The organism is Pseudomonas costantinii (assembly GCF_001870435.1).
GTDB classification, from domain to species: Bacteria; Pseudomonadota; Gammaproteobacteria; order Pseudomonadales; family Pseudomonadaceae; genus Aquipseudomonas; species Aquipseudomonas costantinii.
Genome location: NZ_MDDR01000041.1, coordinates 16,878 through 31,165 on the forward strand (window position 1 = coordinate 16,878; position 14,288 = coordinate 31,165).

General features: G+C 59.4%; 12 protein-coding genes. 4 read left to right on the forward strand and 8 right to left on the reverse strand.

Annotation, left to right across the window (positions count from 1 at the left end; all coding sequences use genetic code 11):
* Nucleotides 1–91: 91 nt before the first annotated feature.
* Together BFL40_RS25545 and BFL40_RS25550 are read left to right on the forward strand one after the other, a co-directional pair.
* On the forward strand, nucleotides 92–997 hold the full coding sequence (locus BFL40_RS25545; protein WP_071486538.1) for a LysR family transcriptional regulator: 906 nt from the start codon (nucleotides 92–94) through the stop codon (nucleotides 995–997).
* A 107-nt stretch (nucleotides 998–1,104) separates the two neighbouring features.
* Nucleotides 1,105–1,899 (forward strand): class II aldolase/adducin family protein, encoded by a 795-nt coding sequence (locus tag BFL40_RS25550; protein ID WP_071486539.1) that lies wholly within the window; start codon nucleotides 1,105–1,107, stop codon nucleotides 1,897–1,899.
* A gap of 167 nt (nucleotides 1,900–2,066) precedes the next feature.
* Here the strand turns inward: BFL40_RS25550 and BFL40_RS25555 are convergent, their stop codons facing one another.
* The 7 genes from BFL40_RS25555 to gloB all read right to left on the reverse strand — a co-directional run bounded on the left by BFL40_RS25555 (nucleotide 2,067) and on the right by gloB (nucleotide 11,929).
* On the reverse strand, nucleotides 2,067–3,671 hold the full coding sequence (locus BFL40_RS25555; protein ID WP_071486540.1) for an ABC transporter ATP-binding protein: 1,605 nt from the start codon (nucleotides 3,669–3,671) through the stop codon (nucleotides 2,067–2,069).
* Between the two features lies 1 nt (nucleotide 3,672).
* Complete coding sequence (locus tag BFL40_RS25560) at nucleotides 3,673–4,692, reverse strand: ABC transporter permease (protein ID WP_017738565.1); 1,020 nt, start codon at nucleotides 4,690–4,692, stop codon at nucleotides 3,673–3,675.
* Between the two features lies 1 nt (nucleotide 4,693).
* Nucleotides 4,694–5,767, reverse strand: coding sequence for a microcin C ABC transporter permease YejB (locus BFL40_RS25565; RefSeq protein ID WP_071486541.1), 1,074 nt, complete (start codon nucleotides 5,765–5,767; stop codon nucleotides 4,694–4,696).
* A complete protein-coding gene (locus tag BFL40_RS25570) occupies nucleotides 5,768–7,600 on the reverse strand; it encodes an extracellular solute-binding protein (protein WP_071486542.1) in 1,833 nt (610 codons plus the stop codon).
* Nucleotides 7,597–9,426, reverse strand: a complete 1,830-nt coding sequence (locus BFL40_RS25575) for an extracellular solute-binding protein (RefSeq protein ID WP_071486543.1) — start codon at nucleotides 9,424–9,426, stop codon at nucleotides 7,597–7,599. Before BFL40_RS25575 ends, BFL40_RS25570 begins: the two co-directional genes overlap by 4 nt.
* Before the next feature lie 224 nt (nucleotides 9,427–9,650).
* Nucleotides 9,651–11,063 carry a transglycosylase SLT domain-containing protein gene (locus BFL40_RS25580; protein ID WP_071486544.1) on the reverse strand — a complete coding sequence of 471 codons (1,413 nt, stop codon included), beginning with the start codon at nucleotides 11,061–11,063 and terminating at the stop codon, nucleotides 9,651–9,653.
* 98 nt (nucleotides 11,064–11,161) lie between these two features.
* The gene (gloB, locus tag BFL40_RS25585) at nucleotides 11,162–11,929 is read right to left on the reverse strand and encodes a hydroxyacylglutathione hydrolase (RefSeq protein ID WP_071486545.1); all 768 of its coding nucleotides are present in this window, start codon (nucleotides 11,927–11,929) and stop codon (nucleotides 11,162–11,164) included.
* Nucleotides 11,930–11,994: 65 nt separating this feature from the next.
* On the opposite strand from gloB, the gene BFL40_RS25590 reads away from it, so the two are divergent.
* Both BFL40_RS25590 and rnhA read left to right on the forward strand, forming a co-directional pair.
* Nucleotides 11,995–12,753 carry a class I SAM-dependent methyltransferase gene (locus BFL40_RS25590; RefSeq protein WP_071486546.1) on the forward strand — a complete coding sequence of 253 codons (759 nt, stop codon included), beginning with the start codon at nucleotides 11,995–11,997 and terminating at the stop codon, nucleotides 12,751–12,753.
* An 87-nt stretch (nucleotides 12,754–12,840) separates the two neighbouring features.
* Nucleotides 12,841–13,293 carry a ribonuclease HI gene (gene rnhA, locus BFL40_RS25595; RefSeq protein ID WP_057436798.1) on the forward strand — a complete coding sequence of 151 codons (453 nt, stop codon included), beginning with the start codon at nucleotides 12,841–12,843 and terminating at the stop codon, nucleotides 13,291–13,293.
* On the opposite strand, the gene BFL40_RS25600 is transcribed toward rnhA, so the two are convergent.
* Nucleotides 13,294–14,244 (reverse strand): glycerophosphodiester phosphodiesterase family protein, encoded by a 951-nt coding sequence (locus BFL40_RS25600; protein WP_071486547.1) that lies wholly within the window; start codon nucleotides 14,242–14,244, stop codon nucleotides 13,294–13,296.
* Nucleotides 14,245–14,288: the final 44 nt, after the last annotated feature.

Sequence of the window (14,288 nt, forward strand, 5' to 3'; positions counted from 1 at the left end):
CGTTATCGATCACAGCGCGGGCTATCCAGACAAGCTTCCTGCAACTATGCTCTGCACACATCTTAATGACTGTTCTCTATGTGCGGCCTAAATGAAAATTGACGATATCGATGCCTTTGTCGAAGTGATTCGTTGCCAGTCCATCAGCCATGCCGCCGAGTCGTTGCAACTGACCCAGCCGGCCATCACCCGCCGCGTGCAGAACTTTGAGCAGGCGCTGGGTGTAGAACTGTTCGACCGCAACACCAAGCCCCTCAAGCCTACTCTGATCGGCACCCGGGTTTATGAACAATGCCGGTTGATCCTGCGCGAGATGGATGCCCTGCGTGAATTGGTGGCCACCGATGCGCCGCCCACCGGCCTGTTGCGCCTGGGCGTGCCACAGACCATCGGCGATGTCGTGTTGCTGGATGCGCTCAAGCACCTGCGTACGGAATACCCCGACTTGCGCGCCCAGGTCGCTACCGGTTGGGGCAGCCAACTGGTCGGCAAGATCGAGCGCGGCGAGCTGGATGCGGCGGCGGCGCTGTTTCCTGCGGGCAAGATATTCCCGGACAACATCGTCGGCGAGTCCATCGGCAAGATGGAATTGGTGGTGGTGTGTGCCAAGGCGCAACTGCCGAAAAAGCCGTGCAAGTTGGCGGATGTGTACCAGAACGGTTGGATTCTCAACCCCGATGGCTGCGGTTTCCGTGCGGGTTTGCAGCGCACCTTGTCTGATCAGGGTTTGGCGCTGCGGGTCAACCTGGAAACCTTCGGCACCGAGCTGCAACTGGGCCTGGTGGCGGACGGCTTGGGTCTTGGCTTGGTGCCACGCCCGCTGTTGGAACGTAGCGCCCATCGCGAGCAGTTGGCGGTGATGCCGCTCAAGGATTTCAAGCCGGTGATGGACTTGTGGCTGATCTACCCGCACTTCCTCGGCAACCTGCAAGGGCCGGTGGATGCGTTTGGTGAGTTGGTTGCGGCTTCGTTGCACAAGATCAAGGATGCTGCGTGATATGAAAAAAAATAATAATTAGCTTAGATTAAAATGTGCTTTTTATTATTTTTTCCCATCCCATAGGCTTGCCTGGAAGTCTTTAAGGCCATCCAGGAAGTTTTGCCATGAGCAGCGTCACCTCGATATCCAGCGTTTCCAGCAACGTCCGCCAGCGCGTTACTCCAGAAGAGTGGGAAGTGCGCGTCAAACTGGCTGCGGCCTATCGACTGGCGGCCTTGTACAAGTGGACTGACCACATCTACACCCACTTCTCTGCCCGTGTACCGGGGCCGGAGGAGCATTTTCTGATCAACGCTTTCGGGCTGTTGTTCGATGAAATCAGCGCCTCCAACCTGGTTAAGGTTGACCTCGACGGCACCATCGTCGACGACCCTACGGGCTTGGGGATCAACTACGCAGGTTATGTGATCCACAGTGCCATTCACGGCGCCCGTCATGACCTGCAAGCGGTGTTGCACACCCACACCCGCGACGGTATTGCGGTGTCGGCGCAGAAGGACGGCCTGTTGCCGATCTCCCAGCATTCCATCGGTTTTTCCGGGCGCGTGGCGTACCACGGTTATGAAGGCGTGGCCCTGGATCTGGATGAGCGTGAGCGGCTGGTGGCGGACTTGGGCGACAAGAGTGTGATGATTCTGCGTAACCATGGGTTGTTGACCGCAGGTGTCAGCGTTGAGCATGCGTTCCAGCAACTGCAAGGATTGGAGCGCGCGTGCAATATCCAGGTTGCGGCGCAGGCGGGGGGCAATGCGGAGTTGATCTTTCCGCCGGCAGAAGTGGTGGCCAGGGTTGAACAGCAGGCCAAGGTGTTCAGCAGTGGTGACGGGCCGGGCGTGGCCAGGCATTGGAATGCGTTGATTCGGCAGTTGGAGCGTACCGATACTGACTACAAGAACTGAGTTGGGGGATGGCCTTCGCTGCTACTTAAATCTAGTGTGGGAACGGGCTCTTGTGGTGGTCTTTGGGTTGGTCATTGAGTACATATCCGTTACCCAAACAACGGATATGTACTCAGCGAACCAGCGACAACCTGCACCAGCTCTCACATTTTCTGGACCAGTAAAACCTAACTCGTAGGCACCAAAAACGCCGCCTCCAACAACTGCCGGGTATAGGCATGCTGCGGATCGGCAAAGATCTCCCGCGCATCCCCCTGTTCCACCACCTGCCCATGCTTGACCACCATCAGTTGGTGACTCAGCGCCTTCACCACCGCCAAATCATGGCTGATAAACAGGTAGGTCAGGTTGTACTTGGCCTGCAAGCTACGCAGCAATTCCACCACTTGGCGCTGCACCGTGCGGTCCAGGGCCGAAGTGGGTTCATCCAGCAGAATCAGGCGTGGCTTGAGCACCAAGGCGCGGGCGATGGCGATGCGTTGGCGCTGACCGCCGGAGAATTCGTGGGGGTAGCGATGGCGTGATTCCGGGTCCAGGCCCACTTCCTTGAGCGCCGCGATAATCGCCGCTTCCTGCTCGGCAGGCGTGCCCATCTTGTGAATGCGCAGGCCTTCACCGACGATCTCGCTGACGCACATGCGCGGGCTCAAGCTGCCGAACGGGTCCTGGAACACCACCTGCATTTCCCTGCGCAGCGGGCGTACCTGTTTCTGGGTGAGGCGGTCCAGTTGCTGGCCTTCGAAACGAATCCCGCCTTTGCTGCCGATCAAGCGCAAAATCGCCAGGCCCAAGGTCGATTTGCCCGAGCCGCTTTCACCGACGATGCCCAGGGTTTGCCCCTGAGGCAGGCTGAAGTTGATGCCGTCCACCGCCTTGACGTAATCGACAGTGTTGCGCAAAAAGCCTTTCTTGATTGGAAACCAGACCTTCAGGTCATCGACTTCCAGCAGGGGCGGGCCAACCTCGTTGGTGGCCGGGCCGCCGCTGGGCTCGGCGGCAAGCAGTTCTTGCGTGTAAGGATGTTGGGGCGATTGGAACAACGTCTCGCAATCCGCCTGTTCGACGATGCACCCTTGCTGCATCACGCACACGCGGTGGGCGATGCGTCGCACCAGGTTCAAGTCGTGGCTGATCAGCAGCAACGCCATGCCCAGCCGCGCCTGCAACTCCTTGAGCAGTTCGAGGATCTTCAACTGCACCGTGACGTCGAGGGCGGTGGTCGGCTCATCGGCGATCAATAGCTCTGGCTCGTTGGCCAGGGCCATGGCGATCATCACCCGCTGGCGCTGGCCGCCGGACAGTTCGTGGGGCAGGGCCTTGAGGCGTTTGTGCGGTTCGGGGATGCCCACCAGTTCCAGCAGTTCCAAGGTGCGCTGGGTGGCGATCTTGCCGGTGAGCCCCTTGTGCAGGCCGAGCACTTCGTTGATTTGCTTTTCAATGGAGTGCAGCGGGTTCAACGAGGTCATCGGCTCCTGGAAGATCATCGCAATGCGATTGCCGCGAATATGCCGGATGGTTTTTTCTTTGAGCGTCAGCAGGTCGTGCCCGGAATAGGTGATGGTGCCGGACGGGTGCCGGGCCAACGGGTAGGGCAGCAAGCGCAGGATCGAGTGCGCGGTCACCGATTTGCCCGAACCGCTTTCGCCGACCAGGGCCAGGGTTTCGCCGCGCTTGATATCGAAGCTGATGTTGTTCACCACACGGTGGTGATGATCGCCGGTGACAAACTCGACGGAGAGGTCGCGGATTTCGATCAGATTGTCCTGATTCATCTCATTTCCTCGGGTCGAAAGCATCGCGAGCGGACTCGCCGATAAACACCAGCAAACTCAACATGATCGCCAGCACGGCAAAGGCACTCATTCCCAGCCACGGCGCTTGCAGGTTGGATTTGCCCTGGGCCACCAGTTCGCCCAACGACGGTGAACCCGCTGGCAGGCCGAAGCCGAGGAAGTCCAGGGCGGTGAGGGTGCCGATGGCACCAGTGAGAATGAACGGCATGAACGTCATGGTCGAGACCATGGCATTGGGCAGGATATGCCGGAACATGATCGCGCCGTTTTGCATGCCCAAGGCCCTGGCCGCGCGGACGTATTCGAGGTTGCGCCCGCGTAGGAACTCGGCGCGCACCACGTCGACCAGGCTCATCCAGGAAAACAACAACATGATCCCCAGCAGCCACCAGAAATTGGGCTGCACAAAGCTGGCAAGAATGATCAGCAGGTACAGCACCGGCAGGCCCGACCAGATCTCCAGGAAGCGCTGCCCGGCTAAATCGACCCAGCCGCCGTAGAAGCCCTGCAAGGCCCCGGCGATCACGCCGATGATCGAGCTGAGCACGGTCAGCGTCAGGGCAAACAGCACCGACACGCGGAACCCGTAGATCACCCGCGCCAGTACATCGCGGCCCTGGTCATCGGTGCCCAACAGGTTGACGCTCGACGGCGGTGCCGGCGCGGGGACTTTCAGGTCGTAGTTGATGCTTTGGTAGCTGAACGGGATCGGCGCCCACAAGGTCCAGGCGTCCTTGGCCTTAAGCAGTTCCTGGATATACGGGCTCTTGTAGTTGGCCTCCAGCGGGAACTCGCCACCAAAGGTGGTCTCCGGGTAGCGCTTGAGCGCCGGGAAGTACCAGTCGCCGTCGAAGTGCACCGCCAGCGGTTTGTCGTTGGCGATCAGCTCCGCGCCCAGGCTCAGCACGAACAGGATCAGAAACAACCACAGCGACCACCAGCCACGTTTGTTGGCTTTGAAGCGCTCGAACCGGCGGCGATTGAGGGGGGATAAGTTCATCTCAATGCTCCCGGCTGGCGAAGTCGATACGTGGATCGACCAGGGTGTAGGTGAGGTCGCCGATCAGTTTCACCACAAGCCCCAGCAGGGTGAAGATGAAGAGGGTGCCGAACACCACCGGGTAGTCGCGGTTGATCGCCGCTTCAAAGCTCATCAGACCCAGGCCGTCGAGGGAGAAGATCACCTCTACCAGCAGTGAACCGGTGAAGAAAATTCCGATAAATGCCGAGGGGAAACCGGCGATCACCAGCAGCATCGCGTTGCGGAACACATGGCCGTAGAGCACGCGGTGGTTGGTCAGGCCCTTGGCTTTGGCGGTGACCACGTACTGCTTGTTGATCTCGTCGAGAAAGCTGTTTTTGGTCAGCAGCGTCATGGTGGCGAAGTTGCCGATCACCAGCGCAGTGACGGGCAGGGCCAGGTGCCAGAAGTAATCGAGGACCTTGCCGCCCCAGCTCAATTCCTCAAAGTTGTTGGAGGTGAGCCCGCGCAACGGGAACCAATCGAAATAACTGCCGCCGGCAAACACCACGATCAGCAGGATTGCAAACAGGAACGCCGGGATCGCATAGCCGACGATGATTGCCGAACTGGTCCACACGTCGAAGTGGCTGCCGTGTCGTGTGGCCTTGGCGATTCCCAGCGGGATCGATACCAGGTACATGATCAGCGTGCTCCATAACCCGAGGGAGATGGACACCGGCATCTTTTCCTTGATCAGGTCGATGACCTTGGCATCACGGAAGAAGCTGTCGCCAAAGTCCAGCCGGGCGTAGTTCTTGACCATGATCCACAGGCGTTCCGGCGCCGATTTGTCGAAGCCGTACATCTTCTCGATTTCCTTGACCAGCGCCGGGTCCAGGCCCTGGGCACCCCGGTAGCTGGAACCGGCCACCGAGACTTCGGCGCCGCCACCGGCGATGCGGCTGGTGGCACCTTCAAAACCTTCGAGTTTGGCGATCATCTGCTCCACCGGGCCACCGGGGGCGGCCTGGATGATGATGAAGTTGATCAGCAAAATCCCGAACAGCGTGGGGATGATCAGCAATAGGCGGCGAAAGATATAGGCCAGCATTTAATCGCCTCCGCTCGCCGGATCGGCGCTTGTGTCAGGGATGACGGCAGGTTTTGCGTCGGGTTTACTCCACCAGGTGGAGGTGCCGACGTCGTAGCGCGGCGGGACTTTGGGATGGCCCAAGTGGTCCCAGTACGCCACGCGGAAGGTCTTGATGTGCCAGTTGGGGATCACGTAGTAGCCAAACTGCAACACGCGGTCCAGTGCCTTGGCATGGGCTACCAGGCTTTTGCGCGAGTCAGCGTCGATCAACTCTTCCACCAACTGGTCGATGGCCGGGTCTTTCAGGCCGATGTAATTACGACTGCCCGGTTTGTCGGCGCTGGAGGACTTCCAGAATTCTCGCTGTTCGTTACCTGGCGAGGTGGACTGCGGAAAGCTGCCCACCACCATGTCGAAATCACGCGAGCGCACGCGGGTGATGTACTGCGAAACGTCGACCCGGCGAATCACCAAGTCTATTCCTAAGTCAGCGAGGTTGCGCTTGAAGGGCAGCAGCACCCGTTCGAAGTCGGTTTGGGTCAGTAGGAACTCGATAGTTACCGGCTTGCCAGTGGTGTCGACCATTTTGTCGTCGACGATCTTCCAGCCTGCCTCTTGCAGCAATTGGTAGGCCTCGCGTTGCTGTGTGCGGATCATGCCGCTGCCGTCAGTTTTGGCGGGCTCGAAGGCCTGGGTGAAGACTTCGGTCGGGATCTTGTCGCGCAGCGGTTCAAGGATCGCCAGTTCGTCCGGGCCGGGCAGGCCGGTGGCGGCCATTTCCGAGTTTTCAAAGTAACTGCGGGTGCGGGTGTAGGCGCCGTTGAACAGCTGCTTGTTGCTCCACTCGAAATCCAGCAGCAGGCTGATGGCCTTGCGTACCCGTACATCCTGAAACATAGGTTTGCGTGTGTTGAACACAAAACCCTGCATGCCGGTGGGGTTGCCGTTGGGGATTTCTTCCTTGATCAGCCGCCCCTGGGTGACGGCCGGAATGTTGTAGGCGTTGGCCCAGTTCTTGGCGCTGAACTCCAGCCAGTAATCGAACTGCCCGGCTTTCAAGGCTTCAAGAGCCACCGTGCTGTCGCGGTAATAGTCAGTGATGCGGTTATCAAAGTTGTAGAAACCCTGGGTGATCGGCAGGTCCTTGGCCCAGTAGTCCTTGACCCGTTCGTAGCGCACCATGCGCCCGGCCTTGACCTCGGCGACCTTGTACGGCCCGCTGCCCAACGGAACTTCCAGATTGCCCTTGGTGAAGTCGCGAGTCGCCCACCAATGCTTGGGCAATACCGGCAATTGCCCGAGGATCAGCGGCAATTCGCGATTGTTGGTGCGCTTGAACTTGAACAGCACGCGCAACGGGTCTTCGGCGATCACCTCGTCGACGTCGGCGTAGTAGGTGCGGTATAGCGGGGAGCCATCCTTGATCAGCGCCTGGAAGGTGAACACCACATCTTCGGCGCGCATGGGATGGCCGTCATGGAAGCGTGCTTCGGGGCGCAGGTAGAAGCGCACCCAGCTGTTGTCCGGGGCTTTTTCGATCTTGCCGGCGACCAGGCCGTATTCGGTGATGGGTTCGTCCAGGCTTTGCATGGCCAGGGTGTCGTAGATCAGCGGGAGGTTATCCGCCGGCACGCCCTTGCTGATGTACGGGTTGAGGCTGTCGAAGCCGCCCATGCTTGACTCGCGGAAGGTACCGCCCTTGGGCGCGTCCGGGTTCACGTAGTCGAAATGCTTGAAGTCGGCGGGGTACTTGGGAGGCTCGTTGTAAAGCGTCAGCGCATGTTGCGGCGCGGCATTGGCCACAGTGCACAGCAACAAGCTGCTCAGCAGAGCCGTACGCAAAGACATCATTGGGCTTTCTCCGAAGCTTTCAGCCACCACGCGCTCAGGCCCAGGCTGTAGGGCGGCGTGGTGACAAAGGCGAACCGGTTGCGGTACGCCAAGCGATGATAGTTGAGGTACCAGTTGGGAATACTGTAGTGCTGCCACAGCAACACGCGGTCGAGGGCTCGGCCCGCAGCCAATTGCTCCTCGCGGGTCTGCGCCGCCAGCAATTGTTCCAGCAGGTGATCGACCACTGGGTTGGCGATGCCTGCGTAGTTTTTGCTGCCTTTGATCGTGGCTTGGCTGGAGTGGAAGTACTGCCACTGCTCAAGGCCCGGGCTTAGGGTCTGGTTGAGGGTCATCAGAATCATGTCGAAGTCGAACTGATCGAGGCGCTGCTTGTATTGCGCTCGGTCAACGGTGCGCAGGCGCGCGTCGATGCCGATGCTGATCAGGTTCTCGATATAGGGCTGCAGGATCCGCTCCAGGTTCGGATTGACCAGCAGGATCTCGAAGCGCAGGGGTTGCCCGTCACTGTTGAGCAGGCGTTGCCCCGAGAGTTTCCACCCGGCTTCACCCAGCAGGGCCAGGGCTCGGCGCATGGTCTCGCGAGGGATACCGCGCCCGTCGGTCTGCGGCAGGCTGAATGGCTGGGTAAACAGGTCGGCAGGCAGTTGGTTGCGGTAGGGCGAGAGCATCAGCCATTCATGGCCCACCGGCACGCCGGTCGCCGAAAATTCGCTGTTGGGGTAGTAACTCAAACTGCGTTTATACGCGCTGCTGAACAGGCTGCGGTTGGTCCATTCAAAGTCGAACATCAGCCCCAACGCTTCGCGCACTTTGGTCTGGGCGAAGGTTGGCCGCCGCGTGTTCATGAACAGGCCTTGGCTCTGGGTGGGGATCTGATGGGCGATCTGCGCTTTGATCACATCGCCACGGTTGACCGCCGGGAAGTTGTAACCCGTGGCCCAGTTCTTGGCTTGGTGTTCGATATAGATGTCGAACTCCCCGGCCTTGAAGGCTTCGAAGGCCACGTCGCTGTCGCGGTAAAACTCCACTTCGACCTTGTCGTAGTTGTAGAAGCCCTGGTTGACCGGCAGGTCTTTACCCCAGTAATCCTTGACCCGCTCGAACACCAATTGTCGGCCTGGGCTGACCTTGGTGATGCGATACGGCCCGCTGCCCAGTGGCGGCTCGAACGTGGTGGCCTTGAAGTCGTGGTTCTTCCAGTAATGCTGAGGCAGTACCGGTAACTCGCCCAGGCGCAGGATCAGCAGCGGGTTGCCGGCGCGCTTGAACACAAAGCGGATGCGGTGGCGGTTGAGGATGTCGACCCGCGCCACCTCTTGCAGGTTGGTGCGGTACTGCGGGTGGCCTTCGGTCAGCAGGGTGCGGTAGGAAAACGCCACGTCATAGGCGGTGATCGGCTTGCCATCGTGGAAGCGCGCTTCCGGGCGCAGGTTGAACACCACCCAACTGCGATCCTCGCTGTACTCCACCGACTGGGCAATCAGCCCATAGCTGGAGGTGGGCTCATCGCCTGAAGGTGCGTACTGGCCGGTGCCGACCATTAACGGTTCGTTCAGCTCGTTGACGCCGTACTGAAGGAAGTTGGGAGTGGATACCGGGCTTGAGCCCTTGAAGGTGTAGGGGTTGAGGGTGTCGAAAGTGCCAAATGCCATGACCCGCAATGTCCCGCCTTTTGGCGCTGCAGGGTTTACCCAATCGAAGTGGGTGAATTTGGCCGGGTACTTGAGCGTGCCGAACTGCGTGTAACCGTGGCTTTCGGTAATGGTCGCGTTCGCTGCAAAGCTCAAGGCCAGACTTATTAGTAGAAGGAGGGGACGCTTCAAGTCAGAGATCCGATCCAGGCGGCTTGGGCTTTATGATCGGTACAGTAACAGCTTGTTCCGGTTGGAAAAAGGCTGTTGGAGGGACGGGCCAGAGGCTTGAGCCATGTGAAGATCAGATGTGGGAGCTGGCTGCCTGCGATACTAACGCCCCGGTGTTTCAGATGCGCCGAGGTGATGCTATCGCAGACGAGCCAGCTCCCACACAAGCCCGCTCACACATGGGGTTATCTTGGCCCGGAAACCACCAGCATCTGCCCTGGCTTCAACGCCTGGCCAGTACGTGGGTTCCAGCGCTTGAGATGTTGCATCTCAACGTTGAAACGTTTGGCAACGATGTACAGCGAGTCGCCTTTCTTGACCTTGTATTGCACCGGCTTCTTGCTGTCGGCCTTGGCCACCAGCTTGCGGGTGTCTTGCATCACCAGGGTCTGGCCGACCTTGAGTGCCTGGCCGTTGAGCTTGTTCCAGCGCTGCAGGTCATGCACATCGACCTTGTTCGCCTTGGCGATCATCGTGAGGTTATCGCCGGTCCTGACTTTGTAATTGCGGGTACGCCCAGCAACTCGCGTGGTCTCAACTTCGTCGAACACCTGCTTTTTGGGGCGCATGGCCAGCAATTCTTCAGGCTTCATCGTCGAAAGGGTGCTGGCGAGCAGTTGTGCCTTGGAACTCGGCACGAGCAAATGTTGGGGGCCGTCGAGGGTGGTGCGTTGTTTCAGGGCCGGGTTGAGCTGGAACAGTTCGTCTTCGTCGATTTCGGCCAGTGCGGCAACCCGTGACAGGTCCATGCTTTGCTTGACTTCAACCACTTCGAAGTACGGCTGGTTAGCGATCGGGCTCAGGTTGACGCCGTAGGCCTCGGGGGCCAGTACCACCTGGGACAGCGCCAGGAACTTGGGCACGTAGTCCTTGGTTTCCTGAGGCAGGGGCAGGTTCCAGTAGTCGGTTGGCAGGCCAAGTTTCTCGTTGCGCTCGATGGCCCGACTGACCGTGCCTTCGCCGGCGTTGTAGGCCGCCAGGGCCAGCAGCCAGTCGCCGTTGAACATGTCGTGCAAGCGGGTCAGGTAGTCCAGGGCGGCGGTGGTGGATGCGGTGATGTCGCGGCGGCCGTCATAGGCACGGGTCTGGCGCAGGTTGAAGTAACGTCCGGTGGAGGGGATGAACTGCCACAAGCCAACCGCATCGCTGCGCGAGTAGGCCATTGGGTTGTAGGCACTTTCAATCACTGGCAGCAGCGCCAGCTCCAGGGGCATGTTGCGTTCTTCAAGGCGTTCGACGATGTAATGAATGTAGAGGCTGCCGCGTTCCCCGGCGTTCTCCAGGAAGGACGGGTTACTGGCGAACCACAAGCGCTGTTGCTCGATGCGCGGGTTGACGCCCAGGCCGTCCTGCAACTGAAAGCCCCGTCGCATGCGTTCCCAGACATCCTGGGGTACTTCGGGGTTGGACTTCTCGGATAGCCAAATAGGTTTTTGCTTGATCTTGGCGGCAAGATTGGGTTTGGGTTGCACGGTGGATTGTGCAGCGAAATTTGTCGATTGGCAGCCCGCCAGAGTCGCGGACACAGCCACCGCCACAGCTTGAGCCAGGCGGGTCAATGCGTCTGAAGAGATGGATTTACGAATAGATGACGACATTGGCTGGAAGTAAGTTCCGGGCAAAAATGTCGGGCGATTCTAGAAAGCGCTTTGGTTCCGGTCAACCATTCAGAAATTACGTATCAGATTGCGTCCTGTTAGAACTTATCTTTCCACGCCCTCAAGCTAGCAAACACCTCGGCCCCAGAGCGATTGTCACGGCCGTTCCGTTCGTCCGCTTTTTGTTTAACGGATGTTTCGGCGGTGCGTAGAAAAGGGTTGGTGCGTTTTTCCAGGGCCAGGTTGGACGGCAGCGTCATCTCGCCACGGGCCCTCAGGCGGTTGACGTTTTCCACCCGTTCGGCGATATCGGCGTTGTCCGGTTCGACAGCCTGGGCGAACTTGAGGTTACTTTGTGTGTACTCGTGGGTGCAGTACACCCGCGTGTCACCGGGCAGGGCCGCCAGGCGTTCCAGCGAGGTGTACATTTGTTCCGGCGTGCCCTCGAACAGGCGGCCGCAACCGGCGGCAAACAAGGTGTCGCCACAAAACAGCACGCCTTGGTGATAAAAAGCTATGTGGCCGAGGGTGTGGCCGGGCACCGTATAAGCGTCGAAATCCCGGCCTAGTACGGTGATGCGGTCATTATCGTTCAAGGCAACATCGCGCGCCGGGATCTTCTCGTTCGCCGGTCCGTAGACTTTAGCGCCTGTAACACTTTTCAGTTGCTCGACACCGCCGACATGATCATGGTGGTGATGGGTGATCAGAATGTCGCTGAGGGCCCATTCCGGGTTCAGCTTCAGCCAGGCCAATACGGGCGCAGCATCGCCGGGGTCGACCACGGCGCAGCGCTGGGTTTGAGGGTCTTGTAACAACCAGATGTAGTTGTCGGTGAAGGCGGGCAGGGCACTGATCTGTATCATTCTTCGATTCGCCAAGCTGAACACATTGGTGCATCTTAGAACGTCTAGGCGAGTTGGAGAATGCAATGACTGATAAAGCGTTCGCCCAGGCCGATCCTGAGTGGCTGGCTCTGATCAGCGCAGCCCGCGAATGGCTGTCCGGGCCGATCGGGCAATTTTTGCTGGATGAAGAACGGCGCATGCTCGAAGACGAGTTGGGACGGTTCTTCGGCGGCTACCTGGTGCATTACGGCCCGTCGGCCCAGACACCGCCTGCCGCGCCGCAGGTACAGCGCAATGTGCGCCTGGGCGCGCCGTTGCCGGGTGTGGAGATTGTCTGCGAGGAACAGGCCTGGCCGTTGAGCGAGCATGCCGCCGATGTGGTGGTGTTGCAGCATGGCCTGGATTTCTGTCTGTCGCCCCACGGCCTGCTGCGTGAAGCCGCCAGCAGTGTGCGCCCTGGTGGCCATTTGCTGATTGTCGGCATCAACCCTTGGAGCAGTTGGGGCTTGCGTCATTTGTTTGCCCATGACGGCTTGCGCCAGGCACGTTGCATCTCGCCTTCACGGGTGGGCGACTGGCTGAACCTGCTGGGCTTTGCGCTGGAGAAACGCCGCTTCGGGTGCTATCGTCCGCCGCTTGCGTCGACCCGCTGGCAAGGCCGCCTGGCCGGCTGGGAACGTCGGGCGGGTGCCTGGCAACTCTCGGGTGGCGGCTTCTATTTATTGGTTGCGCGCAAGATCGTGGTTGGGCTGCGGCCGGTGCGTCAGGTGCTGCGCCAGCCTATGGGTAAGCTGGTGCCCATGCCGATGGCCAAGGTCAACCGCAAGCAAAGCGAACCGTAAACCCCCTTTTAGATTTCAGGCCGAATCTTTTGGCCTCGGGATTCTGTCGGTCGATTACCGGCAAACCCGTTTTAATGGATGCAACCGATGACCGATAGCGTAGAACTCTTCACTGATGGCGCCTGCAAGGGCAATCCTGGCCCTGGCGGCTGGGGCGCTTTGCTGGTGTGTAAAGGCGTGGAGAAGGAACTGTGGGGCGGCGAACCCAACACCACCAACAATCGCATGGAGCTGATGGGCGCCATTCGTGGCCTGGAAGAACTCAAGCGCCGGTGTGACGTGCTGCTGGTGACCGACTCGCAATATGTGATGAAGGGCATCAACGAGTGGATGGTCAACTGGAAGAAACGCGGTTGGAAAACCGCAGCCAAGGAGCCGGTCAAGAATGCCGACCTGTGGCAATTGCTCGATGAGCAATGCAATCGCCATAACATCACCTGGAAATGGGTGCGCGGGCACATAGGCCATCCCGGCAACGAACGCGCAGACCAACTGGCCAATCGTGGCGTGGATGATGTGCGTGGCTACAAGCAGAGCTAGTTAATTACACCGCAGCGGCCGCTCGAGCCGCTGCTTTACATCCCGCATCGTGCGCGGTGAATCAACCAGTACCGCATCGACCTTAAGGCAGGCAGCGGCCCGGTAATCGGCTTCGCTGTTGATTCCAATCGCCAGAATCTTCAACTCGCCCTTCGATTGGAAGCAGTCGACGGCCTGAGGTGTCCATAATTTGGCAGTCACCGGCGAACGCGCTTCACCCAGGGTGAAGGTTTCCACCAGTTCGACTTTACGTTGATATTCAAACGCCACCCAACTGCCGGCTTGCGGGGCTGGGTTACAGCTGTGTGCCAGGGCGACATTTGCCAAGCGATTTCGGGTGTCATCCCGGGACTCGAACAGGCGGGCCTGAGGGTACTGAGTAAACGCCTGCTGGTAGCGGGCATCGGTGGAGTAGATCAGCACCCGCCCCCAGGCGTGGTTTTGCTCCAGCACCCGCGCGACAGCCTTGGCCTGAGGGGCGGCAGGCAACGCTTTCATGTCAAGGATGATCGGGGTTGTGGCTGGAATCACTGCCAGTGCCTGTTGCAATGAGGGTAGCGATACTGCCTGGGTGCGATAGGGATACGTCACTTGGCCATCGACTGCTGTTTGTTTGAACTGCCATCCGGCATTCAGTTGTTGCAACTGGGCCCATGTTTTTTCGATCACAGAGCCCGCGCCCTGAGTATTGGCACTCAAATCGGTGGGCCGATACAGCACGGGGACATCGTCACGGCTCAGTTGCACGGTAAGCCAGAGCATGTCGACGTTATTGCGCAGGGCATTGTCGATAGCCAGCAGCGTATTTTCCGGAAAGTCCGCCGTGCCGCCTCGGTGCGCCACGATCAGTGGTAGACGCTCGCCCGAGGTGTCGGGCGCGGGCAGGGACACGCACCCACCCAGAAGGAGGCTGGTGATCAGCAGCGCGCTGGCATATCGAGCTTCAATCATCGGGCGCTCTCAGGAAAAATGGCGTAATGACTGATCTGATCAAA